The 23552-nt window shown below is 45.9% G+C and carries 21 protein-coding genes; 14 read left to right on the top strand and 7 right to left on the bottom strand.

Going from position 1 to position 23552, the window contains the following annotated elements; genetic code table 11:
* Nucleotides 1-172: 172 nt before the first annotated feature.
* Both MHB71_RS03925 and rpsD read right to left on the bottom strand, forming a co-directional pair.
* Nucleotides 173-2278, bottom strand: a complete 2106-nt coding sequence (locus MHB71_RS03925; RefSeq protein ID WP_340028875.1) for a methyl-accepting chemotaxis protein — start codon at nucleotides 2276-2278, stop codon at nucleotides 173-175.
* Nucleotides 2279-2466: 188 nt separating this feature from the next.
* Nucleotides 2467-3066: a 30S ribosomal protein S4 gene (gene rpsD, locus MHB71_RS03930; RefSeq protein WP_017687421.1), complete on the bottom strand. Its 600-nt coding sequence runs from the start codon at nucleotides 3064-3066 to the stop codon at nucleotides 2467-2469.
* 465 nt (nucleotides 3067-3531) lie between these two features.
* Here rpsD and MHB71_RS03935 point away from each other — a divergent pair, with 465 nt between their 5' ends.
* The 5 genes from MHB71_RS03935 to MHB71_RS03955 all read left to right on the top strand — a co-directional run bounded on the left by MHB71_RS03935 (nucleotide 3532) and on the right by MHB71_RS03955 (nucleotide 8603).
* Nucleotides 3532-5523, top strand: a complete 1992-nt coding sequence (locus MHB71_RS03935) for a sensor domain-containing diguanylate cyclase (protein WP_338706549.1) — start codon at nucleotides 3532-3534, stop codon at nucleotides 5521-5523.
* 134 nt (nucleotides 5524-5657) lie between these two features.
* Complete coding sequence (locus tag MHB71_RS03940) at nucleotides 5658-6515, top strand: hypothetical protein (RefSeq protein WP_100527107.1); 858 nt, start codon at nucleotides 5658-5660, stop codon at nucleotides 6513-6515.
* A gap of 111 nt (nucleotides 6516-6626) precedes the next feature.
* Complete coding sequence (locus MHB71_RS03945) at nucleotides 6627-7742, top strand: aminopeptidase (protein WP_076328038.1); 1116 nt, start codon at nucleotides 6627-6629, stop codon at nucleotides 7740-7742.
* A gap of 96 nt (nucleotides 7743-7838) precedes the next feature.
* Nucleotides 7839-8084 (top strand): HPr family phosphocarrier protein, encoded by a 246-nt coding sequence (locus tag MHB71_RS03950; protein ID WP_036614658.1) that lies wholly within the window; start codon nucleotides 7839-7841, stop codon nucleotides 8082-8084.
* A gap of 225 nt (nucleotides 8085-8309) precedes the next feature.
* Entirely contained in the window at nucleotides 8310-8603 is a 294-nt protein-coding gene (locus MHB71_RS03955) for a YlaN family protein (RefSeq protein ID WP_036614657.1), read from the top strand.
* Between the two features lie 182 nt (nucleotides 8604-8785).
* Here MHB71_RS03955 and cax read toward each other — a convergent pair whose 3' ends face one another.
* Nucleotides 8786-9856, bottom strand: a complete 1071-nt coding sequence (gene cax, locus MHB71_RS03960; RefSeq protein WP_036674882.1) for a calcium/proton exchanger — start codon at nucleotides 9854-9856, stop codon at nucleotides 8786-8788.
* Between the two features lie 183 nt (nucleotides 9857-10039).
* Between cax and MHB71_RS03965 the strand changes: the two genes are divergently transcribed.
* Nucleotides 10040-10402 (top strand): Asp23/Gls24 family envelope stress response protein, encoded by a 363-nt coding sequence (locus MHB71_RS03965; protein ID WP_017687428.1) that lies wholly within the window; start codon nucleotides 10040-10042, stop codon nucleotides 10400-10402.
* A 128-nt stretch (nucleotides 10403-10530) separates the two neighbouring features.
* Here the strand turns inward: MHB71_RS03965 and ftsW are convergent, their stop codons facing one another.
* Together ftsW and MHB71_RS03975 are read right to left on the bottom strand one after the other, a co-directional pair.
* Nucleotides 10531-11820 carry a putative lipid II flippase FtsW gene (gene ftsW, locus MHB71_RS03970; RefSeq protein ID WP_100527108.1) on the bottom strand — a complete coding sequence of 430 codons (1290 nt, stop codon included), beginning with the start codon at nucleotides 11818-11820 and terminating at the stop codon, nucleotides 10531-10533.
* A 12-nt stretch (nucleotides 11821-11832) separates the two neighbouring features.
* The gene (locus MHB71_RS03975; RefSeq protein ID WP_074095774.1) at nucleotides 11833-12180 is read right to left on the bottom strand and encodes a YugN family protein; all 348 of its coding nucleotides are present in this window, start codon (nucleotides 12178-12180) and stop codon (nucleotides 11833-11835) included.
* A gap of 210 nt (nucleotides 12181-12390) precedes the next feature.
* On the opposite strand from MHB71_RS03975, the gene MHB71_RS03980 reads away from it, so the two are divergent.
* The 8 genes from MHB71_RS03980 (at nucleotide 12391) to MHB71_RS04015 (ending at nucleotide 20683) form a co-directional block, all read left to right on the top strand.
* The gene (locus MHB71_RS03980) at nucleotides 12391-13560 is read left to right on the top strand and encodes a M20 family metallopeptidase (protein ID WP_340028876.1); all 1170 of its coding nucleotides are present in this window, start codon (nucleotides 12391-12393) and stop codon (nucleotides 13558-13560) included.
* 193 nt (nucleotides 13561-13753) lie between these two features.
* Nucleotides 13754-15448, top strand: coding sequence for a DNA repair helicase XPB (locus MHB71_RS03985; RefSeq protein ID WP_340028877.1), 1695 nt, complete (start codon nucleotides 13754-13756; stop codon nucleotides 15446-15448).
* A 36-nt stretch (nucleotides 15449-15484) separates the two neighbouring features.
* A complete protein-coding gene (locus MHB71_RS03990; protein WP_340028878.1) occupies nucleotides 15485-17203 on the top strand; it encodes a helicase-associated domain-containing protein in 1719 nt (572 codons plus the stop codon).
* A 152-nt stretch (nucleotides 17204-17355) separates the two neighbouring features.
* Nucleotides 17356-17793: a YlbF family regulator gene (locus MHB71_RS03995; RefSeq protein WP_036614642.1), complete on the top strand. Its 438-nt coding sequence runs from the start codon at nucleotides 17356-17358 to the stop codon at nucleotides 17791-17793.
* Nucleotides 17794-17823: 30 nt separating this feature from the next.
* Nucleotides 17824-18087: a YlbG family protein gene (locus MHB71_RS04000; protein ID WP_026080981.1), complete on the top strand. Its 264-nt coding sequence runs from the start codon at nucleotides 17824-17826 to the stop codon at nucleotides 18085-18087.
* Between the two features lie 165 nt (nucleotides 18088-18252).
* Complete coding sequence (locus tag MHB71_RS04005; RefSeq protein WP_017687436.1) at nucleotides 18253-18690, top strand: hypothetical protein; 438 nt, start codon at nucleotides 18253-18255, stop codon at nucleotides 18688-18690.
* A gap of 132 nt (nucleotides 18691-18822) precedes the next feature.
* Nucleotides 18823-19746: a selenium metabolism-associated LysR family transcriptional regulator gene (locus MHB71_RS04010; RefSeq protein WP_100527112.1), complete on the top strand. Its 924-nt coding sequence runs from the start codon at nucleotides 18823-18825 to the stop codon at nucleotides 19744-19746.
* 67 nt (nucleotides 19747-19813) lie between these two features.
* A complete protein-coding gene (locus tag MHB71_RS04015) occupies nucleotides 19814-20683 on the top strand; it encodes a PHP domain-containing protein (RefSeq protein WP_100527113.1) in 870 nt (289 codons plus the stop codon).
* A gap of 143 nt (nucleotides 20684-20826) precedes the next feature.
* Here MHB71_RS04015 and MHB71_RS04020 read toward each other — a convergent pair whose 3' ends face one another.
* Both MHB71_RS04020 and MHB71_RS04025 read right to left on the bottom strand, forming a co-directional pair.
* Complete coding sequence (locus tag MHB71_RS04020) at nucleotides 20827-21273, bottom strand: GNAT family N-acetyltransferase (protein WP_047843690.1); 447 nt, start codon at nucleotides 21271-21273, stop codon at nucleotides 20827-20829.
* Nucleotides 21274-21478: 205 nt separating this feature from the next.
* The gene (locus tag MHB71_RS04025; RefSeq protein ID WP_340028879.1) at nucleotides 21479-23251 is read right to left on the bottom strand and encodes an NFACT RNA binding domain-containing protein; all 1773 of its coding nucleotides are present in this window, start codon (nucleotides 23249-23251) and stop codon (nucleotides 21479-21481) included.
* Between the last annotated feature and the right edge of the window lie 301 nt (nucleotides 23252-23552).

A 23552-nucleotide genomic window follows, 5' to 3' on the forward strand; every position in this document is an offset into this window, starting at 1 on the left:
GCCTGAGAAATACAAGTAATGGTCGAAATTTGCCATTCTGCCATGCATTATGCTATATATCATGCGATATTGAAGTACATTTCATGAGTTGTAAGCCAAAATAAGCAGGCCACCTCCATGCTGAGGTGCATAGGGTGACCTGAATGATTAGTCGTATTGGAGGTCTTCTACATTAGGTTTTAAAGCGTTGAATCAGCTCTAATAATTCCTGGGTAAGATTAGCCAGTGAGGCAGATGCCGCCGTAATCTCTTCCATGGATGCGAGTTGTTCTTCAGAGGCAGATGCAACACGAGTTGCATGATCTGCTGTCTCATGACCAATGGTTTTGAGTTGCACTAACGTGGCATCAACCTGCTGTGATCCAGCTGACATCTGCTGGGCAATGGCTGAGACATGTTCAATCTGCTCATTAACATCTGTAATCTGTGATGAAATGGAGAGGAATAGTTCACCACTTTCATGGATCACTTCCGCTATATGGCTCACCTCGGCATTCCCCTGTTCCATATTTTCAACGAGAGAAAGGACCTCTTGCTGAACGTTATGAATCAACGCTGCAATCTGCGCTGCTGATATTCTGGATTGTTCAGCCAGATTACGAATCTCGGAAGCAACAACACCGAACCCGCGCCCGTGTTCACCTGCTCGTGATGCTTCAATGGAAGCGTTAAGGGCAAGTAGATTGGTTTGACGGCTAACTTCCGTGATCATGCCTGTAATATGGCCAATCTCTTCCGAACGTTGGCGGAAATTCTCCAGTGCGGTCATCGACGTCTGCACAGAAGAAGTGGCACTATCGACCATACGCATAGCGGACTGAATCTTATCAGTTCCGATGGTTGTTCGTTCGGCCACAGTTCGCGATGAATCGGATACATCGGAGGCGGCCTTTGCAATTCTTCCGATCCCTGCAGATATTTCATTCATGGAACGGGAGGACTCTTGCAGCTCCTGCACCTGTTTACCTGCTTTATCTGCAAGTTCGACTCCTGTTAATGCAATCAGTTCGGCTGCTTTACCTGTTTCTTCGGCACCTGCGGTCAACTGTTGAGAGGTGGAGCCGACAGATAAAGCATGTTCGGATATAACCGATATGGTATGACGCAGGGTATCCATCATCTGATTCATATGACCCGCCATGATGCCAAATTCATCTTTAGATCGTACAGGTAACTTTTGTGTCAAATCTCCGCCAGCCAGCTGTCCAGCGACGATATTAACTTGATTCAACTGTCTAACAATGGAGACGATGGTGTAGGTAACCACACCTGCAAGCAGAAGTACTGCCAGTGCGGCAATCAGTATGGACCAGTTCAAGCTGTCATAGAAGGGTTGAAGGATATGGCTCTTTGGCAGCGCCGATACAAGGTACCAGTTTGAATCTGTTCCTTGTAACCTGGCAGGCTCGGCAATAAATAGTTCTTCCCCTACTTCAGGGTCTGTAGCGTAAAACTGAGACTCGCCAGACTGTATACGCTGAATGACTGTCTTCATTTCAGATGGAATTACGGCTCCTTCATTAGCCAGTTCCGGTTTGGAGCCGTGTGCAGCAATCTGTCCTTCACTAGTAATAAGCATGGCATAACCCTGATCCGGATTAAGTGATGCTATGTTTTGCTGAAAACGATCAATGGTAAAGTCGGCCCCCACAATGCCTAGAAAATTTTTGTTTTCATCTAATAGAGGGAGGACAATCGAAACGAGCAGTGTTTCTTTTCCACCAACCGTGTAGGTAACAGGCTCGGACCAATAGATGGATTTGGTTTTCTTTGGCTGCTGATAGTAAGTACTAGTTTCACCGCTTCCCTCATAAGTAGGCATAGGTTCAAAATGCAGGGAGTTGCCATCACGTATAACGTATGGAACGAATCGACCCGTAGCATCATCATATTCTTTTTTGTTAATGTGCTCCGTATCGTCTCCATCAAAGGCATTTGGTTCCCAGCCCGTATAAAAGCCAAAAACTTTCTCGTCCTTCTTCAGATATTGTTCAAGGAGTCTGACGACTTCTTCACGGTTGAGTGATCCGTTCTGAGCGGCATCCAATAACGTGGTACTCATGGTGTCCAACGTGTTTTTCACCTGATTAATGTCAGTCATAAACTCATTCGTAGCCCGGTTTGCTGCCTGTCCAGCAACGGTTTCGCCGTACTGGAGGCTTTTGTCGTAAATGGATTTGGTATTAAATGCAATTAGGGCTCCAATACAACAGAGTAATACGATCCCAAGTAAAAGTCCAAGCTTAACAGCGAGCTTGCGATTGCGAAAAAAATGCATGTTTTAATCCCCCTCGATGTCATTCTTGTGATGTATATATGGATGTGTGCTTCTCCTGAAGGGAGTCTATATTTTATATCGTTATTTACGTTCCTATAATGAAGATAATTAAAAAAAAGCATAGAAAAACAGCTGTCGAGAAAATCTCGACAGCTGTTTGGGTTGAAACTTTAATGTGATTGCAACGATTAACGGTTGTAGAACTCGACGATTTGTTTTTCATCGATGTCTTGGGACAATTCAGCACGCTCAGGCAAGCGGATGAATTTACCTTCTACAGCTGCTTCGTTGTATTCAACGTATGCTGGAAGATGCGAACGGCCTTCCAAAGCTTCTTTAATGGAAGAAAGAGCGCGGCTCTTCTCACGCAAGCCGATTACATCGCCAGTGCTTACTTGGTAAGAAGCGATATCGACTTTTTTACCGTTTACAGTTACGTGACCGTGTGCTACCAACTGACGCGCTCCAGCGCGGGAGTTAGCAAACCCAAGGCGGTAAACGAGGTTGTCAAGGCGGCACTCAAGCAAGAACATGAAGTTCTCACCGGCAATACCTTGCATTTTTTGAGCTTTAGAGAACAGTGTGCGGAATTGCTTCTCGCCCAAACCGTACATGTGGCGCAATTTTTGTTTTTCTTGCAATTGCATACCGTAGTTGCTGATTTTTCTGCGTTGGTTAGCTCCGTGCTGACCTGGAGGGAAAGGACGTTTCAATTCTTTGCCTGTTCCGCTAAGGGAAATGCCGAGGCGACGGCTCAATTTAAATTTAGGACCAGTGTAACGTGCCATGTTTAAAGTAGCTCCTTTTTAGTTAAAGTTCATATTAGGGCTCTGTTTGCGCTCCAATTTGTTGATGCGGGCTTGGCCACGCATAGAACGATCAGGAAAGTTCAGCCGCTGTCCTGAAAGCAACAAAAAGAATGAGGGTGACACAACCGGTAATGCCCAAATTTAAAGACCCATTAGTAGTCTTCATCAACAATTTATATTACAGTTTAAGAGAAACAAAGTCAAGCGCAGAATAAAAGCAAAAAAACGTCTAAATTTGTCGATAGGTCATTGGGCCTAAAATAATGGGACAATTTTCTGAAATATGGATGCAAAAATGGTTTAAACAGAGTAAAATAGATTGTATCTTAACTTTAAATCATCTCTATGTAACAAGGTTATCGCAACGAATTTGCAGGTTTGCGATAACGTCTGCAGATTAATGCATCCTGGCGGATGCAAAAACGGTGCAAAGGAGCGCCTGACATGTTAGAACATCTAAGAAGTTTACCTGCCAGCTTGAATTCACGAAGTTCGGGCGATTCCGCATCTTTTGCCGCTCCTCGTTCTCATGAAGAGCATGTGTTGTGGATGCAAAAAATGGATATCACACCTTTTGATTTTTCATATTTGGGCAGCTTGCTAGAGCAGGCATACAGTGACTGGAACTCCAGAGTGGGTTCAAGGCTGGCCAGACCATCAACCTTTTACAGCGTGTGGAACACGGAAGGTGATTGCATAGGATTCGATAGCGATCATGAAGCTGATCCGGGCGTAAATGCACGCAGGCTGGTATTGGAATGTTTGGATAAGAGACAGGCCCTGTCCCTTAAAGGGACAAGCGAACACGGAGAATATCTTATAATAACACATCCCTTATTCTCCAGAACTAACAAGGATATGTTTGCCGTATTCACTGCTGTGATCTATGAATCCAATGGATATGAAACGTCTGAAGCTGTGGTTCAATCTGAGGCATTGCATTATCACACCTGCTTTTACCGAAGATTCGAATACATATTTATGACGGACCTGTTACATGCTCATGAACAAACAGCTCGTGAGGAACACCGGAGGTCCATCCTCTTTCAGATTGTTCAGCGAATGCATGACAAAATGGATGTCGAGGCCATATTGGATGAGGTATTTGACAGTATGGATTACTTGTACCCGGCCACTTATATCAAATTGTATATGTCTCAGGATCAGAGCAACTCTGATCCACGGATTAAACCGTTGCTTGTCCACGAGCGAGGAGAAGATATTTGTGTGCGTTCATTTATGGAAGGTAAGCTGATCGTTGCTCGCTCACATGATGCAGAGAACCGCATTGTAGATGTAGGGATTCCGCTGAAAGGCAAACAAGGCATATACGGTGTGTTCCATATCGAAATGAATGAAGAGATTATGGAAGAATCGGACTTGCAATTGATTACGATGATGGTAGACACTGCAGGAACGGCCTTTGAGAACGCCAAGTTGCATGAACAATCCAATATGTTAATTCAGGAACTTCGTTTAATTAATGATCTTACACAGCGGTTGAACAAGAGTCTGCATCTTTCGGAGATTTATCAACTATCCGAACAAGAGTTAAAGGAAATATTCCAGGCTGAAACGTGTTGCATTCTTCAACTCAATGACAGTACAAATGACTTCGAAGTCATGTCATCTAACGTGAAAGATGTTTTTCACCAATCCTTTTCTGTAGACTACGGTATCGCAGGTTTGGTCTATCGAACAGAGGAACCGCTTATTATAGCCAATTATGCGCAATTTGATAAAGTGTCCTCCTTTTTCATGGAAGATACGGGATCCATGTCACTGATTGCATCACCGATCAGAGTCAATGGTGAAGTGAAGGGTGCCATTTTGCTGGGACACAGTAGAGAGCACTACTTTTCATATGATAACTATAGGCTCTTGCAGATGTTATCTATTCATATCGGGCTTGCCCTGTCAAATGCCACGCTGCATGCCGAGGTTCGGCGCTTGGCTAATCTGGATATGTTGACAGGTCTGTACGTGAGGCATTATCTGGACAGTGTGATTCACGAGCGACAGGCTCATGAATTCTGTGGCTCCCTCATTGTGGTGGATATTGATCAGTTCAAACAGGTGAATGACACGTTCGGACACCAGACGGGGGATCAAGTATTGAAGCAAGTGAGTGAGATCGTCACCAGCTCTGTTCGCTCGGAGGATGTATGTGCCAGATGGGGTGGAGAAGAACTGGCGATCTATATGCCACAGGTGAGTGTAAGGCAGGCGTTAGATTATGCGGAAGTGATTCGAAAGAGAGTCGCAGAAGAGACCAGACCGCCCGTTACGGTATCCAGTGGCATCGCAGAGTGGAATTGGATGGATGAAAAGGTCAGTGTAGAGTCCTTGTTTTATCGGGCTGATATGGCTTTGTACAGCGCCAAGAATGGTGGTCGGAACAGAATCGTTGTAGAGGAACAGGAAGTAACACGTTAAGAGAGAACAATTCCAATTGCGGAGTCGTTCTCTTTTTTTTGTGCATCGCAGATCAAGATGTGTATAGAAGGAAGTATAAGCATATACGGGCGGGGCAATCTATGGAGAAAGTTCACGGAAGGGTGAAGATAGACATGTTTAACCGCCATTCGGTACGTACATTATGGTTATTTGTGAGCATCGTGATTATTGGTGTTCCGGGTTGTGGATTAATGCAGCGAGATCAAACGCCTGAGGAGGTTTTTTCCTTGGCTTTATCGGGGATAGCGGGAAAAGAAACGTTGAGTTTTGAAGGAGAGGCAGGACTTCGAAGGGAGAACAGTGGGCTGTTCGAGAATCAGTTCAAGTTTGAAGGCAAGCTGGAGAATCATGATCGTCTGACCCTTCAGACCCGATTACCTGGAGAAGTAACTGCTGTGGGCACAGGCATTCAAACAACTGCCGTAAAAAATAATGGACAGCCCAGTGGGTTTAGCGCCTCTTTCGAGCGGAAACAAGGGCAATGGATGGCATTGTCAGCGCAGCATGAGCCGCTGCGTGGGTCTCTTTCTCGATTTAATCCAATTGCCCAATTGGAGAAGATCGATGGGATGCACAAAACCATTCAATCCGAGTATGGTGCTGGTCGTCGAACCAGAACATTACGGATTGAACTTGCACCGGAAGACGCCAAATCATGGGCTGTAACCCAGCTAAACGACGAGATGAACGCCATTCGGGCAGAATATATGCATAAGGCAGCTACGGTGAAAGGGGCGCGTAAGGAGAAGCTTGAGAAGGATCTGGAGAAAGTTTGGAAACAGGGTGAAACAACGATGCAACAGATGATGAAACAAGCGAGCGTGCAGACGGTATATCATCTCACGGTAGATCGGAAGAGCAGTCTGCCTCTTCGCTTATCCTCTGAAAGTCAGATGAGTTACACGGACAACAACCGTAAAAGTAACAAAGAAGCCCTTGTCACCGATGTTAACTTCAAGTCATATCAATAAACGAAGTGAGGGACTGCCTGCTGACGGGATGACTGTTCGCGTGCTACAATAGTATCGTAATTTACCGTTGTTCAATTCAAGTATGGCAGATGACAGGAGGATTTTACCAAGATGAAAGACCCAAGAATTCAAAAGCTTGCAGCAAACCTGGTGGGCTATTCAGTAGATGTACAGCCTGGTGAAAATGTATTGGTTGAGATGATTGGATCGGAACGTGATCTGATTAACGCCATTATTGAAGAGGTAGGCAAAAAAGGTGGTAACGTCTTTGTACAGTTGACCGATAAAACCGTACAGCGTGCGATGCTGAAAAATGCCACAGAAGAAATGATGAAAACATGGGCAGAGATTGATCTGAACCGTATGAAACAGATGGATTGTTATATCGGTATTCGTGCGGGAGAAAATGTGAATGATCTGTCCGATGTGCCGGAAGAAAAAATGAAAATGTACAATTCATTGTACTCCCACCCGGTACATAGTGAACAACGTGTCAAACATACGAAATGGGTTGTACTGCGTTACCCTAACGCAAGTATGGCGCAACTCGCCAATACAAGTACAGAAGCGTTCGAAGATTTCTACTTCGACGTATGTAACCTGGATTACGCCAAAATGGACAAAGCGCAGGACTCGCTTGCTAACCTGATGAAGCGGACGGATAAAGTTCGTATCACCGGACCAGGAACAGAGCTGAGCTTCTCCATTAAAGATATCGGTGCAGAGAAATGTTCTGGCCAAAAAAATATCCCGGATGGCGAAGTGTACAGTGCCCCTGTGCGCAATTCGGTGAACGGAACGATTAGTTATAACTCGCCAACCCTGTACAATGGAGTGACTTTTGAAAATATCAAGTTCACGTTCAAGGATGGCAAAATTGTTGAAGCGACAAGTAACGATACAGAGCGTTTGAATGAAATCCTGAATTCGGATGAGGGTGCTCGTCATATCGGTGAATTCGCGATTGGATTTAACCCGCATATTCTTCATCCGATGAAAGACATCCTGTTCGATGAAAAAATCGCAGGCAGCTTACACTTTACGCCAGGTCAGGCGTATGAAGAAACCGACAATGGCAACCGCTCGTCCATCCACTGGGATCTCGTATTGATCCAGCGTCCGGATTATGGCGGCGGGGAGATTTATTTTGACGATGTGCTGATTCGTAAAGACGGTATCTTTGTCATTCCTGAGCTGGAATGCTTGAATCCGGACCGTTTGAAGTAGGAACAGGATTTTGCTGTTGCTAGGAAAGCGGATTCACGGTATCATGTAGTGGTAATTAATAGATGATACCAATAGTAAAAAGACGGAGGGATTCCTATGTCGAGTAATAACGCGGCTGTAGTAGAAATTGCTCAAACAGCAGGCAAGTTTACTTCTTCAATCGTGCTTCATTCGGAGAACAAGTATATCGATGTAAAAAGTATTCTCGGATTGTTTACAACGCTGATCAGCACGCACAGCTATGAACTGCATGTTCATGGTCCAGATGCAGTTGAAGCGAAAGCAGCCATGTCAGAAGTATTTGCCAAGCATGGACTGAATGTAAGCATCGCATCTGAGTAATAGCTCTCAAGAAGCACCTTTGCCTTTTTTGGCAGGGGTGTTTTTTGGCATGGAATGATCTGAATACTCGTCTGGACGTGACTGGAACAGGTGGATTAAGCTTCAACAAAAGGCTTAACTTTGCGGGCTTATTTTGGTCAGGTTCTTGTATTAGCTCTTCATTTCGTCTAATATTAGAGGTAGAACGTCTTTACGCGATTTTTGGGACATAGGGGGGAAAAATGCATGACTTCATCTGATCTGCAGGACCAGCTGAGTTTGAAAGCGATCAGTCTTCTTCAAGAAGATGCAGATAAAATACAGAAGCTTATTGAAGTACAGATGGAGAATCTGGCTACCCGCTACTGCCCTCTCTATGAGGAAGTATTGGATACACAGATGTATGGGTTCTCCAAAGAAGTTGATTTTGCTGTTCGTGCAGGGCTCCTTCCAGAAGGTGCAGGTAAGCAGCTGGTTAGCGCGCTTGAGCGGAATTTGGCAATTTTATATGAAGCCTTGAACAAGAAGAATGAGCAATAGCCTGCAAATGCGCGGGTCAGAATAGAAGGCATGCAGGCGTTTATGCATGCTTTTTTTGTGCGCCTGAACGGGACTGGGATGAAAGCCAGCCGGAAGGCGTATACAAACAAAGAGACAGCTCCAAATGTATATTGTGGCTGCCTCTTGTGGCTTGTTATTTTAATCGCAACGTGAGGGCCTGGTTACACGAGGAAGAAGGAAACACCGAGTATGATATATACCACGAGCAGGAGTAAACCTTCGTACCAATTCGTTGAACCATCTTGGGTAATGGACTTTGCAATAAATACGGATACGCCGATGGCGACCAGTTCAATCGTTGTGAATACGATATCCATGGTTCTGCCTGTGAAGTAGCTGACAAAAATCAGTACAGGAGCAACGAAGAGTGCGATCTGCAAACTGCTGCCAACCGCAATTTCAACGGCGGCTCCAATTTTATTTTTCATGGCAAGCATGATGGCTGCACTGTGTTCGGCCGCATTACCGATGATGGCCACAAGGAATGCACCGACAAACAGTTCGCTAAGTCCAAATTCCGAAGTGAAGACTTCAAGCGTGCCCACCAGCCATTCACTGACGAAGGCAACCATGACTGTTGCGAGCACCAGATAGAGAATTGATTTTTTCTTGGACCATGCTGGAGCATGCTCATGAGGTAGCTCTTCATCGCGATCCTCAGTGACGTCTGCGAGGTAGTTCTTATGTGTCACCATGGAGAATAGCAACCACGCAATATACGCGAGGATGAGCAATCCGGCCACGATGAGACTAAGTGTATTGGTGTCTTTCTGTGTAATGGAATGTGTATTGAGAAAGACTGCCGGAATAAACAGGGCAATGATGGCAACAATCATCAGGGAACCATTCAGACCTGCAAGGGAAACATTATAATTCTGAATTTTGAACTTGAGTCCTCCGGCAAAAATACTTAACCCGAGCACTAACAGTAGATTTCCGATGATGGAACCTGTCAGACTAGCTTTGACCATGTCGAAGAGTCCCTCTTTGACGAGGAAAATGGCGATGATCAATTCGGCAGCATTGCCGAAGGTGGCATTCAAGAATCCACCCAGCCGCTGTCCGGCGTAGTGGGCTACATTTTCGGTGGCTTTGCCTAAAAAACCGGCCACAAAAATAACCGAAATGGCTGATATCACGAACTGTAGAATCGAATCCCATTTCAAGTAGTGGGCGATGGCACTGAGTGCAAAGAACGCAATCAGCAAAATGGATGAAATCCGGTTTCTCACAACAAACACCTCGGTTATAAATTATTTTGTTTTGAATTGCATTGTAAATCGCTTATGAGATTATTTTCATATTTCAATATAACCAAATGGTGGTAGGTTGTAAACGCATCTTTTTGAGTTTAATTTGCTTTTTGGGGTGGAAAGGATTTAAAATACGAGTAACGAAGTGAAGGAGGATGTGGCATGGCAGAACAACTTCAACTGGAGAGCGGAAACATCCGGATTGCCGATGACGTGGTTGCAAAAATTGCCGGAATGGCTGCAATGGAAACACCCGGAATTGCCGCAATGTCTGGAGGATTGTCAGAGGGCTGGGCGAAGCGACTCAGCGGTAAAAACGTACAGAAAGGCGTGAGCGTTGAGGTCGGCCAGCTGGAAGCAGCCATTGACCTGCGCATCATCGTCCTGTACGAAACCCCGATTCATGAAGTTTCCCGTATGCTTCAGCAGAATGTAAGAGAAGCGGTAGAGACCATGACCGGATTACGCGTGGTTGAAGTCAATGTAAAGGTAGAAGGCGTATCTTTCAAAGGCGACGATCTGTAGAAATCGCAATCCGCAATGGAGGACAGAGCGATATTGACCTGTTCTTCATCTTGATAGACAGAGTTTATTCAGTACACAGAAAAAGGCTGCGCATCCATTGGGTGCACAGCCTTTTTTGTGTTGCTTTTTTATCGAATCCGACGAATGGACTCCCGTGAACGAAGAGCAGGAGAGGTACGAGTCTGTGTCTGTACAGTCACGGACTTCGTTTTCTCTTCCTTGATCACGTCCAGATTGTTAGTACGTGAGATACTGAGCAGAATGCCCATGGCAACCATCATTACAAAGAGTGAGGTACCCCCATAACTGATAAATGGAAGCGTGACCCCCGTCACCGGAATGGTTTGAGTTACACCACCGATGTTGATAAATGCCTGAATCGCGATTAGTCCCATGATACCTATGCCGACCAATGTTCCGAATGGATCGGGACAGCGGAGAGAGACAATAATTCCGCGCCAGATGAAGTACAGGTAAACAAGCAGGAATAAGGCACTTCCGATGAATCCGAGTTCTTCCCCGATTACGGAGAAAATAAAGTCATTATACGCATTTGGCAAATAGTGCAGCTTCATCGTACCTTGTCCAATTCCCGAACCTGTCATGCCGCCATCACCAATGGCAACAAGGGAACGGTAGAGGTTAAGACTTCCCCCATTAATATCGGATAATGGATTCAAGAAAGCTTGAATACGTCCGATCTTGTAGTTCTGCTCCGCAGTGACTGCTGTTGTAGCAGTCGTTGTGTCGGAAGGAGACATGGAAGAAAACAAGGAATTCGCTCCAAACGCCAGTGCCCCACCGAGTACAACCAAGAGAATCGAACCCAGGATATGCTTCATACTGGCTCCACCGGCATAGATCAAGAGACCACAGGTGGACACCAGAATGAAGGTGGTACCGAAGTCTGGTTGCAGCATAATCAGCCCTGCGATGAATCCAACGATGAACAAGACGGGAACGTACCCTGTCTTGAAAACCCTGAATTTCTCACCTTTTTTGGTAATAAGAGCAGAGAGATAGAGAATGATAGCAATTTTCGCGAACTCTGCAGGCTGAAGACTGAAACCAAAAATGTGAATCCAGCTTCGTGCACCGTTCAATACTGCACCTGAGATCAAAACAATCACCAGCATGACCGTAGTGAGCAGGAAAAAGGGTGCATAGAGCTTTTTGTACTTGTTGAAGCGGATATTCATGGCAAAAAACATGCCAAATAGACCGATAATCGCCCACATAAGTTGTTTTTTCGTGAAGTAAAGGGCATCATTGTTAAATTTATCGCTTGCGATTGCAATGCTGGAACTGGAGCTGAATACCATCACCAGTCCAAAGCCCACCAACAATAAAGTGAGGATTAGCAGTTGAAAATCCGGCGTGCCTCTCTTCGTTTTCGTTTGGGCCGTTTGTTGTTTCATCGTTGGCCCAGCCTATGCTTCCAGCAGTTCTTTAAGCTGCTGTAATTTTTCGGCTGCCAGCTTCACGACTGGTTGCGGAACGGAAGAGTCATAATCCAGGCCGTGAGGGAAAGTGGCTTTGCCGAGGTATACTGCTTCCACAGCAAGAACGGTATCCGGTTTTTCCAATTTGCCTTCCACAGCGCGGGTATTAATGCGTACAAAGTATTCTGAGTTGGTTTGTTCATCTTCAATTTTGTAGTCATATGTAGCACGGTAATATTCCCATTGCCACCGGACAAATCCGACTTTCTCGGCGCTCTCATCCAGGTATGCCAAGTCGCTCTTCAAGCCATCCAAGCCTGTATTCTCAAAAATCATAAGCGTTTGATCCTCCTCATAAGCTTCCGAGTATAATTTCTCGAGTATTTCTCTAGTTCATGATAGTATGTTTCCCCTTCCCGTGCAAGCTTTCCAAAGGCGTTTCGTATCGGTTTTCTTCCAATTCTGCTACAATATACAGCAATAGGTTTGAAGAGGAAGGTTCGGGCTTGATCCAAGTCCCGTTCAAGATTGAAAGGGTGGATAGACATGACTAATAATATATGGTGGGAAGATCTGCAGATCCACATGGTGGAATGGCGGCGTCATCTTCATCGCAATCCCGAGGTTTCCTTTCATGAGGAGAAGACATCCTCTTTTGTAGCGGATATGTTGGAGAGCTTTGGCGTTGAAGTGAGGCGTCATGTTGGTGGTCACGGGGTCATCGGTACCATTCGTGGGGACAAGCCGGGTCCTGTCGTCATGCTGCGAGCTGATATGGACGCACTTCCAATTCAGGATGAAAAGAATATCGAGTATGCATCACAACAAGCAGGAGCGATGCATGCATGCGGCCACGATGGTCATATCTCCATCTTGCTCGGTACGGCATTGTATTTCAGCCGTCACAAGCAGGAGATCCAAGGCGAGATTCGCTTTTTGTTCCAGCCAGCAGAAGAACTGCTTCCGGGTGGTGCAGTTCAGGTCATTGCGGATGGTGCGCTTGAAGGCGTGGATGTCATATATGGCATTCATCTGTGGACCCCGCTGCCTATAGGTGTTGTTGCCAGTAAAGCAGGACCGATGATGGCGGCGGCGGACGATTTTTACATTGAGATCAAAGGCAAAGGTGGACATGGCGGGATGCCACAATCCACGATAGATAGTCTTATCGCGGGTTCTGCGCTTGTGATGCAGCTTCAGACCGTTGTCAGTCGTTCGGTGGATCCATTGCAACCCGCGGTGCTGACCATTGGTACAATGCAGGCGGGCTCGGCTCAGAATGTAATTGCAGAGCAATGCAAAATGAGCGGTACGGTAAGAACGTTTGATGAAGAGACCCGAAACGGGATGAAAGAGCGTGTGCTTACCATGGTAGCCCAGACAGGGGCAGCTTATGGCGCAGAGACGCAAGTGAAATATATTATGGGATATCCGCCTGTGGTGAACGATGAACAGGAGACAGCACGTTTCTTCAGAGAAGCTACAGAATTATTTGGGGCAGAACGAGTGCAAGCTTCCCCGATGCTGATGCCAGCGGAAGATTTTGCGTATTATCTGCAGAAGGTTCCAGGGTGCTTTATGTTTGTTGGAGCAGGTAACCCGGATAAAAATGCGATCTATCCGCATCATCATCCGATGTTTGATTTTGATGAAGACGCAATGCAGACGGCCGTTAGATTGTTCATAGCTATGGCTAAGGGTTACACAGCCGAATGACTTTAGATGCAGTTGGGCATCCTGTTCATACCGAGGTATGGGCAGGATGTTTTTTTGTGGATTTTATAGATGTTGTTCAAAAAGTCCACTTTTCGGTACTGAAAACTAGACTTTTTGAACGTGCACTTTATAGAGGTTCATTTTCGGAAGTTGCCGGAACTGGACTTTTTTTGTGATAGGAGGAAGGCTCCAAATGGAAGAAACAGAACATACGGTAAGGACAGATGCTTGTATCGTTCAGCGAGATTTTACAGTTTTGCTGGAAGTTGGTCACCCCGGATTCGAAAGAGCAAGAGAGCAGCTTGGGATGTATTCAGAACTGGTTAAGACACCAGCAGCGTTTCATACCTACCGAATCACTCCGTTATCGCTCTGGAATGCGGCTGCGCTGGGATGGAATGCAGATCAGGTCATCGCAAGTTTGGAGCTGGTATCCCGCTGGAACGTGCCTGCTGCACTGATACAGGATGTTCGGAGAATCATGGATCAGTATGGCAAATTAAAGCTGCATTCCGAAGCAGATCACACCAGAATGCGCCTTTACAGTGAGGATGAGCGGTTGCTGGATGAATTAAGTGGATTGAAAACAATAGCTGCCTTTCGCATGGAACGTAAGGACGCTCATGAACTTCTGCTCCCAGGAGAACAGCGAGGGTTATTAAAAAGGGAATTAACACGATTGGGTTACCCCGTACTTGATTACGTGGGATATCGGGAGGGAACCAAGCTTTCATTTGATTGGCGGTCTAATGATCCAGGGGACCACTCTGAGCGATTTGTGCTGCGTTCTTACCAGAGAGAGGCTGTGGATGCATTCGAAGGCAGTGAGGGCATGGGAGGAAGTGGTTTACTCGTACTTCCTTGCGGGGCAGGAAAAACGGTCATTGGCATGGCCGTGCTGGAGCGGCTTCAATGTGAATGCCTTATTTTGACTTCCAATACAACGTCTGTGCGACAGTGGATTCAGGAAATTCAAGACAAAACCACGATTACCAGCGAACAGATCGGTGAGTATTCCGGTCAGAAAAAACAGGTGAAACCTGTGACTGTAGCTACATATCAGATTCTTACACACCGGAAATCAAAGGATGCTGATTTTACCCACATCAAACTGCTCAGTGAGCGGCAATGGGGGCTGATCATATATGATGAAGTACATTTGCTGCCAGCACCAGTGTTTCGTGCAACTGCGGATATTCAAGCTACGCGAAGGCTGGGATTGACGGCCACCTTGGTTCGAGAGGATGGCTGTGAACAGGATGTGTTTTCGTTGATTGGTCCAAAGCTCTATGATATGCCGTGGAAACAACTGGAGCAGCAAGGGTGGATTGCTGATGTACAATGTCAGGAGATACGTATCCCGTTTTCCCCGGAACTAAGATCAAATTATCTGCAAGCCGAGGTTAAACATCAATTTCGATTGGCTGCCGAGAATCCGGCGAAGGTACATGTAGTTAAGCGTTTGCTGGAACGTCATCGGGATTTGCCTGCGCTAGTGATTGGACAATATCTGGATCAACTTGAGTTGATTGCCCGGGAAATTGAAGCACCTTTGATCTCGGGTACCATGTCACAGCAAGAGCGAATCAAGTGGTTTGCCGCTTTTCGACGTGGAGATATTAAAACAATTGTGGTATCCAAGGTTGCCAATTTTGCTGTGGATTTGCCTGATGCTGCTGTTGCGCTTGAAATATCCGGGAGTTTCGGGTCAAGACAGGAAGAGGCACAGCGTTTGGGGAGAATTCTGAGACCAAAAGCTGGAGAAAACAAAGCATATTTCTATACGTTGGTATCAGAGGATAGTAAGGAACAGGAGTTTGCATTAAACCGTCAGATGTTCTTGGTGGAGCAGGGATATGAATATGCCATTGTGCACGAGAACGAATAGTCCATTTATACTCGCGAAAAGAGGAGGGATTGGGATATGTCCTCATTTGAACCAATAGATGAGCCTGTGATACTGAACCTTGATTCATGGTCAAAGCTTGCTTTGGTGGAACAAAAAGTGCTTGGTGCAATTTTTCACAAACATGCCGGTCAGCCTTTTTCCTCCCTCCTGCCGCGAGAACAGTGGGCCATCGAAGGACTAAGTGTCGCAGAAGCCAATTCTTCATTCGCCAGCCTTAGGCAGCAAAAATGGATTGAATCTGTATATAAGAGTTGGGGAGAGCAATTATTTTATATTCCTGCTTCGTTGATGGAAACATTGACGATTGCTTACGCACAAAAAGTGGGCATAACCGTTAAACAGATGGCACAGCATGCTCATGTATTACAGGAGGGAAAGCCGGATATTGCTGCAGAGCTGCTTCATCTGATCGCGTGGATCGAAAGAGAAGGACTTCCTTTGACAGGTAAAGGTACGATACATAAGAGAACGGTTCAAAAATTAAGTGTGATCACGGTGTTATCTTCGACAGACTTTGAAGGTCTGGGCATCCGATATGATCATTCGGATTTGTATCCGACCCACGTAGCTATCCTTCTCGATCTACTGCTCAGTCTGAATCTGGCTCAGAATTCAGATGGACGAATTCAGATTGTAGATCATCGATTACAAACATGGTTGAAGCTCTCGTGGAGACAGATGCATCGGGAAATATATCAAGCGTGTATGGAAAGATACGGAGAAGCTGAACCCGCGTTGCAGCATTTCCGTTATCAATTGGCATTGTTTGCTCCAGAAAAAAACATATGGTGCCATATAGAGAATTCGGAATTGAAACCACGGATCAGGGGCTGGCTATACGCACTGGCTGGCTGGGGTTATGGTGAAGTAGGAGAAGATCAGTCGGGAGCGCTGGCATTCCGTTGGCTGATCGAACCGCATAGCCTGTTATATCGAGAACAAGAGATGGTAAGTGAGGCGGAGCCGTGTGGATTTTACATGCAGCCTGATTTCGAAGTGTTGGTACCGCCGGAAGCAGGGCCTGATGTAATCTGGATGCTGGAGCAATACGCAGAACGGGTGACGGGTGATCGAATGTCCATCTACCGTTTGACAAGAGAACGATTCATTTCGGCCATAGCCAGAGGGTATGCATTACATGAAGTGATAGAGCTTCTGGATCAATATGCGCTGACAGGCATACCAGAGAATGTACGTATTGCGTTAGCAGATTGGGGCAAGGAGACGGATGCTGCACCGTTGACTGTAGATAGAAGTATGGAGGTAATGGAGGAAAGTACAGGCTCCGCAGATGATCCGAAGTTATTAGAAAAAGATATGTTGAGCGGTGTATATTCTTCTTTCTACACATCCGATAATCAAGGTCTGGTTGATGTCCCTGCATCTCTGCATGGGTTGGAGCGTGATCATTCTGTCATTGAGAAGAAGTTCTCTCTGTTGGGATTTGAGGAGATACCGGAGACCTGGTACAAGGAGTGGCGTCGATATCATAGTTCAACCGCCCGACAGATTGCTGCCAAAGCCATTGAGTGGCAGACCAAGCTGGGGATACAACAGGAAAATCGTACGCAATACCTCATTCCACATCAGGTAGAGGGTCATGAACAATGGACTTTAAGCGGTTGGTGCATGTTGGATTCAAGTGAAAATACATCAGAGACGGAATGGCGTACATTCTCCCCGTCAGAGTGGGATACAATGCGTCTTATCCTGCCAGATGATGTCATAACCTGACTATTTCACGTGAATATCAGGTTGAAAGGCGAATTTTCGAGTTCCCCCTATTTCTAATTGCAGGAAAAACTCTTCTTAACTATTCATGGATATGCTATGATGAGGTAGTCTACGTTAAGTAGAACTTTATATATAGATAGGATGAATATTTCATGAGCGTAGCGGAAATGAACACGGTCGATATGGCCCAAGTGTTAACGGGCGCATATGAACTGGGCGACATGATTAACCAATCTGCCGAAGTATCGGATTATTTATATTGGAAGCAGCAAGTCGAGACTACTCCTGAGATTCAGATGGGGATTCGGAAGCTGAATGCCAAGAAGGAATTGTTTGAAGAAACACAGCGTTTCGGTCATTTTCACCCGGATTATCATGCAGCAAAAGACCAGGTGAAGGCTCTGGAACAGGAGTTGGAAAATTTCGAGGCGGTAATCCGCTTCAAACAGGCAGAGAAGTCCCTGGATGATATGTTATTCCAGATGTCAGAGACCATTGCATTTGCAGTGTCAACGACCATTAAGGTACCGAGCAATGATCCGAATCCGAAGGGCGGCTGCGGTAGTGGCGGCAAGTGTGGTTGCAGTTAAGTAATCATTATAGAAGGGCGGGGAACGATGATGTTTGCGGAAAGGACAGGATTCATTATTTGGGTCAGTGATTTGAAAGCTGCCCGTAATCTCGAAAAATATGGCACCGTGCATTATATCTCCCGCCGTATGCATTATGTAGTCATGTATGTTAATGCAGAACGGGCAGATGATACGATGAAAAATGTGAAGCGACTTTCCTATGTGCGCAAGATCGAGCGCTCGTATCGTAATGAGATCAAAACCGAGTATGCCAGCAAAACGATGGACAAAACGAGCTTTTACGGAATATAGACGAGAAACTGGAGGGACCCTTTGGGGTCGCTCTTTTCTTGAATTATACACAAATTGGATATTGTGAAAAAAAGTTAAACTTACGCCTTGAGGTTGCGGGACTAATGTTGTAATATATTTGGTAATAAATAGATAGAAAGTCCTATCTGGTGGAGAGTGATTCCCATGCGTGATAAGGTGATGCAACGTTGGAGCACCTACGAGCCGTTTTTCGTGGCTCTTGGAGACAAGAAAGTGGCTGACATCGTCATTACCCATCATGCCAAGATGCGGTATGCAGACCGTATTGAGCCTGCACGTAGTGATGATGACCATATTGCGGCGTGGTTATGGGAGTGTCTGAAGCAGGACCGTATAACACCATACTACCGTAATGAACAGGACGTCTACCTGATTGATGAGGATCTGGTGGTGGTCGCCGAATTTTCCGAACTTGAAGGAGAATATGATATTGCGGGCAACCCGCTGCACAAAATGATTGTAGTTACGTTTCTGGGACGTATGTCGGAGACCATTGAATTAAGGGACCTGAAGTCATATTATTCATGGTTAAGACATTCAAGAAGAATGACGTTGGTCAAAAATAGCCGCAAGCATAAGTAAGCCCGAGTAGATTCAATATGTTGAAATCATAGATTCAAGGATTATCGCATGCAGACAAGCTGCATGCTTTTTTTGTTGCCAAGCGGGAAATCGGCTACAATGTAGAGAGTGTAATCGAAGAGGGGCGAAGATATGAATTTTCACCAATTGCATATTTTTTATACGGTAGCAGAGAAGGGGAGTTTCTCGGCTGCTGCACAAGCATTACATATGACTCAACCGGCAGTAACGATGCAGATTCAATCATTGGAGGACTATTTTGGCACCAAGTTACTGCATCGTTCCACCAAAAAAATAGAATTATCCGAGGCTGGACGGACTTTATTACCTCATGCGAAACGGAGTGTAGAGCTGGTCAGACAGACGGATGAAGCGATGTCGGCGTTTACCCAGATGTTACAGGGCAGACTCCAGCTGGGAGCCAGCTTAACGATCGGGGAATATGTGCTTCCACGCATGCTCGGACCATTTGCACTTCAATATCCGGATATTTCAATCGTCATGAAAGTGATGAATACAACGCAAATTATGGATGACATATTGAAGCATCAGCTAAACTTCGGTCTTATTGAAGCGCCTGTGAACCACCCGGACATGATTGTGGAGCCTGTCATGCAGGACGAGCTGAAACTGATTGTACCTGCCGGGCATGATCTGGCGAAGCGTGGCAAAGTGAATCTTGAAGATGTAATGAATTATCCTTTTGTGCTGCGTGAGAAGGGTTCGGGTACTCGTCAGGTGATGGAAGACCAATTGCAAAAGAAAAAGATTGATCCGCAGGATATGAATGTTGTAATGGAACTTGGCAGTACAGGAGCGGTAAAATCGGCTGTGGAGGCAGGGGTAGGTATTACGATGTTATCTCCTTCTTCGGTGCAGCATGAACTGGCTTTGGGACTTGTTCATATTGTGGATATCCGCGGACTCGAATTCAAAAGGCAGTTCTATGCCATCCATCTAAAGTCGTCCTTGTTGCCCCTGTCAGCAGTCGCTTTCCTGAATTATCTGCGTCAGCAGGAGCAGCCTAAGTCGGTACATAAGACGGGGAAGGCATAATCGTTGGCAACATCAATGATAGATAAGATTGAATCATAATCAATTTTACACAAAGGAGCTGTTGTTCATGGATCAGCGCCAAGGACGCTGTGATCTTCACACGCATAGTCAGGCTTCCGATGGAATGCAGCCACCTGCTGATAATGTGAAGCTTGCCAAACAAAAAGGGCTATCTGCGGTTGCCCTAACGGACCATGATACAGTAGCTGGTGTAGCCGAAGCACAACAAGCGGGAAAAGAGTACGATATTGATGTCGTTGCTGGAGTGGAGATCAGCACTCGGGCTGGTGGGAAAGATATTCATGTGCTTGGGTATTATGTGAATACAGAGGATGAGCAGTTCCTGCAACGGTTGCGCGGATTACGAGAAGCGCGAGATGAGCGGAATCATCTGATTATTGGCAAGCTGCAAGAACTCGGGCTTGATATAAGCTGGCAGGAGGTACTCGATGAGCTGGGACGGCCGCTAGAGCCGGATGAGAGTATTGGAAGACCTCATATGGCCGATGTGCTGGTGAAAAAAGGCTACGCTGTTGACATGCGGGATGCATTTGATCGGTATCTTGCTGAAGGCAAGCCAGGCTTTGTATCTGTACCCCGCGTTGCACCAGAGGATGCATGCGAGTGGATCAGAGCCGCAGGTGGAGCCGCTGTGATTGCCCATCCGGGTCTCTATAACGATGATGAACTGGTGCGACGTATCATCGAAGACTCTCGTCCAGATGGCATTGAGGTGTTTCATTCGGACCATGGCCCGGAAGAGGAACGCAGGTATGGTAAGCTGGCCAAGGAATACGACCTCATTGAAACAGGTGGATCTGATTATCATGGTAAACGGCAAGGTATTGTTTTCCACGGGGATCTTGGTAGCAAGACCGTAACGGTTGATGTGTTGGAAAGGCTGAAGGCAGCTGCTTCACAGCAAAGGGGAGAGTAAGCGAGACGTTGCAACGCTCTATCTGACTATAATAAATTCTGTATTACTGGATACATTTTAAGATCGAAGGAGTAAGAGACATGCAAGCATGATAGGGCTGAACCTTCATGTTTGCATGTCCCTTTTTTTGTTCTGAAAATAGTCTATGTAATGGAATAGTTTACCCAAGCGCCACGTGTAGCCCCGAGACGTTCGAATAATTGCTGTGCCCGCTCATTGGTCACTGCTGTGATCCAAGACATATATGCACATCCATGGTCACGCGTATATTGCTGACAGTGTGCAAATAATTTGGCTTCTGCTTCGCCTTCTCTGAATGTTTCCGTAACAAATAGGTCATTCATGATGGCGACACGCTCTGCTTTCATCGTGCTGTATGTAAAGAACAGGGTAGAAAATCCGATAAGCTTCCCGTCCTCTTCTGCCACGAATTGAGCACCGATCTGCTGATTAAGCAGGTTGTTGATCAAAAGCTGGATGGATTGATCACCAGGCCAGGGGTTGTTGTAGAATCCCACCACATAGTCATGCATTAAGGCCATCAGGGGTTTCAGATCATTAGGTTGAGTTTCTCTGATATGTATGGTCATGGTACACTTCCTTAACAGTAATTTATATTTCTTAGAATTGAATTATTATACATATAAATGAATTAATATTCAATAAAATGATAAATAAGCTGAGCTTCACCTATCACTCAAACAACTAATGCAATAACAAAAATCCCCTGAACCGTTAATGGTCAGGGGATTTTTCTATTGTTACTGTTACATCGCACCTTATGAGCTAAGCATACTATCCATTTTTAATGGTGGATGGCAGACTCTTGATCAATTCATCATTTGGCGTGACAAACAACGTCTTCTGATGATCATAGATCACAAAACCAGGCTTCGCACCACTTGGTTTGCGCACATGACGGATAAACGTGTAATCCACAGGCACACTGCTGGACTCCTTGGCCTGGCTGAAATAGGCAGCAAGCTGTGCTGCTTCTTCCAATGTAGCTTCACCAAAGTCCGTACTGCGAATAACGACATGTGAACCTGGAATGTCTTTGGTATGCAACCAGGTGTCGTTGGAAGAAGCGAGACGGTTGGTCACGTACTCATTCTGCAGGTTGTTTTTGCCCACAAGAATATCAATTCCCTCCGAGGAGGTGAACTGGTGTACGGTTGGACGGTCACTTTTCTTCTTCTTTTTACCCTTTTTATTACGGTCACGAAGGTATCCTTGCTGTACAAGCTCGTCCCGTATTTCCTCAATATCGTTCATCGATGCAATGGAGAGCTGCTGTAACAGGTTATCGAGGTAGTCAATCTCGTCTTTGGTTTTTCCAAGCTGCTCATGAATAACAGCCAGACTGTTCTTATATTTGTTATAACGCTTGAAATAACGTTGTGCGTTGTCAGACGGTGTGAGCAACGGATCAAGCTGAATGGTAATGTTGGCTTGGTCTTCATCGTAGAAGTTCACAAGCTCCACGCTCTTGTCCCCTTTGTGGACCTGATGCAGGGAGGCAAACAGCAACTCACCCCATAGTCTGAACTTGTCCGCATCGTCTGCTTCCAGTAGATCATTGTTCAGGTTGTCCAGCTTTTTGATGTTTTTGCTTCGCTCATTCTGCAGAAAACGGAGCAGATCACTTACTCTCTGTTTAACCGTGTCTCGTTCAGCCTTATCTCCGTAATAATCTTCCATGCACTTGCTCATCGTGTCATAGGTTTTCTCCAAATCCTGAATGCTCTGAAGATGAACGGCTGAGAAAATCATTTTGCCTTTGGCGTTCATTCCGGTTACAGGTGTGTAGATATGATCTCTGACAGGTCCCATCACGGCTTCAAAAGCGTTCCAGAGTGCACCAGCCTCAACTCGGCTTTCACCCTCAACCACAGCTGGAGTGCTCACGGTGCCTTCAGCAGCAATTCCACGAGCAGCAATCTCTCCCGCAATTAACGGGCTAAGACCGCTAAAGGAGTTCACAAGCCAGCGTGATGCATCTTCTTCAGCGGCATGATAGCTGTCCTCGAAAGCTGTACGACTCACTTCGAGCGGATTACTTTTATGTTGCTCGGGTGGGGCAGTATACGCGAATCCAGGCATGATTACCCGGTAGCTACTGATTGAAGGAGTCACATGATGAATGCCATCCAGAATCGTTCCAGTTACAGGATCAAGCAAAATAATATTACTGTGACGCCCCATCAATTCAATGATGATCCGTTTAACCGAAACATCCCCCAGTTCGTCGCGCTGGCGCACATTGATGTGGATAATACGCTCCATACCAATCTGACGGATCTCCTCAATGATTGCACCTTCACAGTGCTTACGGAGCAACATGCAGAACATGGGTGCTTCCGTAGGGTTAAGGAATGTCTTTTCCGTATAATGCACACGGGGATAGGTTGGGCTTGCCGAAACAAGCAATTTACTATTTCCGCGCTGAGCACGCAGGGTGAGAACTACGTCATGGCCATTCGGCTGATGGATCTTGCTGATACGTCCACCAATGCAGCCTTGCAGTTCATGAACAATGGCCCGTGTCACAATGCCGTCCAATGCCATTTTTTCCACTTCCTCTCTCTATCGAGCATCTGCATTTATCATGCCAAATGCTTCATCTATATAACTGAAACGTGCAACCAGGTATGTAAAAAAACAAGGACTGGCTACAGATTCTTCGTTGCTTGCCTGTTGAACGCTGGAATTGGTACTGCGCAGAACATCGCAGACTTTTATTTTAGCCTATTCTGTCCATCAGGGAAAGGATTCACCTTCCGGGTGCTAATCACAGACCTGTCCGAATACATATAGAGCAGGTAGTTTGTCCGGCATAGTGTACAGCCTGTCGACCAGCGCGCCGGTG

Source organism: Paenibacillus sp. FSL H7-0940 (genome assembly GCF_037979415.1).
In the GTDB taxonomy this organism is placed as follows: Bacteria; Bacillota; Bacilli; order Paenibacillales; family Paenibacillaceae; genus Paenibacillus; species Paenibacillus amylolyticus.

Bases quoted from the DNA above. Each gene is read 5' to 3' on its own strand.
- MHB71_RS03945 (WP_076328038.1), top strand. From the start codon at position 6,627: ATGAAAGACCCAAGAATTCAAAAGCTTGCAGCAAACCTGGTGGGCTAT.
- MHB71_RS04015 (WP_100527113.1), top strand. From the start codon at position 19,814: ATGGATCAGCGCCAAGGACGCTGTGATCTTCACACGCATAGTCAGGCT.
- MHB71_RS03950 (WP_036614658.1), top strand. From the start codon at position 7,839: ATGTCGAGTAATAACGCGGCTGTAGTAGAAATTGCTCAAACAGCAGGC.
- MHB71_RS03990 (WP_340028878.1), top strand. From the start codon at position 15,485: ATGTCCTCATTTGAACCAATAGATGAGCCTGTGATACTGAACCTTGAT.
- MHB71_RS04025 (WP_340028879.1), bottom strand. From the start codon at position 23,251: ATGGCATTGGACGGCATTGTGACACGGGCCATTGTTCATGAACTGCAA.
- MHB71_RS03925 (WP_340028875.1), bottom strand. From the start codon at position 2,278: ATGCATTTTTTTCGCAATCGCAAGCTCGCTGTTAAGCTTGGACTTTTA.
- MHB71_RS03980 (WP_340028876.1), top strand. From the start codon at position 12,391: ATGACTAATAATATATGGTGGGAAGATCTGCAGATCCACATGGTGGAA.
- MHB71_RS03940 (WP_100527107.1), top strand. From the start codon at position 5,658: ATGTTTAACCGCCATTCGGTACGTACATTATGGTTATTTGTGAGCATC.
- MHB71_RS03985 (WP_340028877.1), top strand. From the start codon at position 13,754: ATGGAAGAAACAGAACATACGGTAAGGACAGATGCTTGTATCGTTCAG.
- MHB71_RS04010 (WP_100527112.1), top strand. From the start codon at position 18,823: ATGAATTTTCACCAATTGCATATTTTTTATACGGTAGCAGAGAAGGGG.
- MHB71_RS03995 (WP_036614642.1), top strand. From the start codon at position 17,356: ATGAGCGTAGCGGAAATGAACACGGTCGATATGGCCCAAGTGTTAACG.
- MHB71_RS04000 (WP_026080981.1), top strand. From the start codon at position 17,824: ATGTTTGCGGAAAGGACAGGATTCATTATTTGGGTCAGTGATTTGAAA.
- MHB71_RS03935 (WP_338706549.1), top strand. From the start codon at position 3,532: ATGTTAGAACATCTAAGAAGTTTACCTGCCAGCTTGAATTCACGAAGT.
- MHB71_RS04020 (WP_047843690.1), bottom strand. From the start codon at position 21,273: ATGACCATACATATCAGAGAAACTCAACCTAATGATCTGAAACCCCTG.
- MHB71_RS04005 (WP_017687436.1), top strand. From the start codon at position 18,253: ATGCGTGATAAGGTGATGCAACGTTGGAGCACCTACGAGCCGTTTTTC.
- MHB71_RS03975 (WP_074095774.1), bottom strand. From the start codon at position 12,180: ATGATTTTTGAGAATACAGGCTTGGATGGCTTGAAGAGCGACTTGGCA.
- rpsD (WP_017687421.1), bottom strand. From the start codon at position 3,066: ATGGCACGTTACACTGGTCCTAAATTTAAATTGAGCCGTCGCCTCGGC.
- MHB71_RS03965 (WP_017687428.1), top strand. From the start codon at position 10,040: ATGGCAGAACAACTTCAACTGGAGAGCGGAAACATCCGGATTGCCGAT.
- ftsW (WP_100527108.1), bottom strand. From the start codon at position 11,820: ATGAAACAACAAACGGCCCAAACGAAAACGAAGAGAGGCACGCCGGAT.
- MHB71_RS03955 (WP_036614657.1), top strand. From the start codon at position 8,310: ATGACTTCATCTGATCTGCAGGACCAGCTGAGTTTGAAAGCGATCAGT.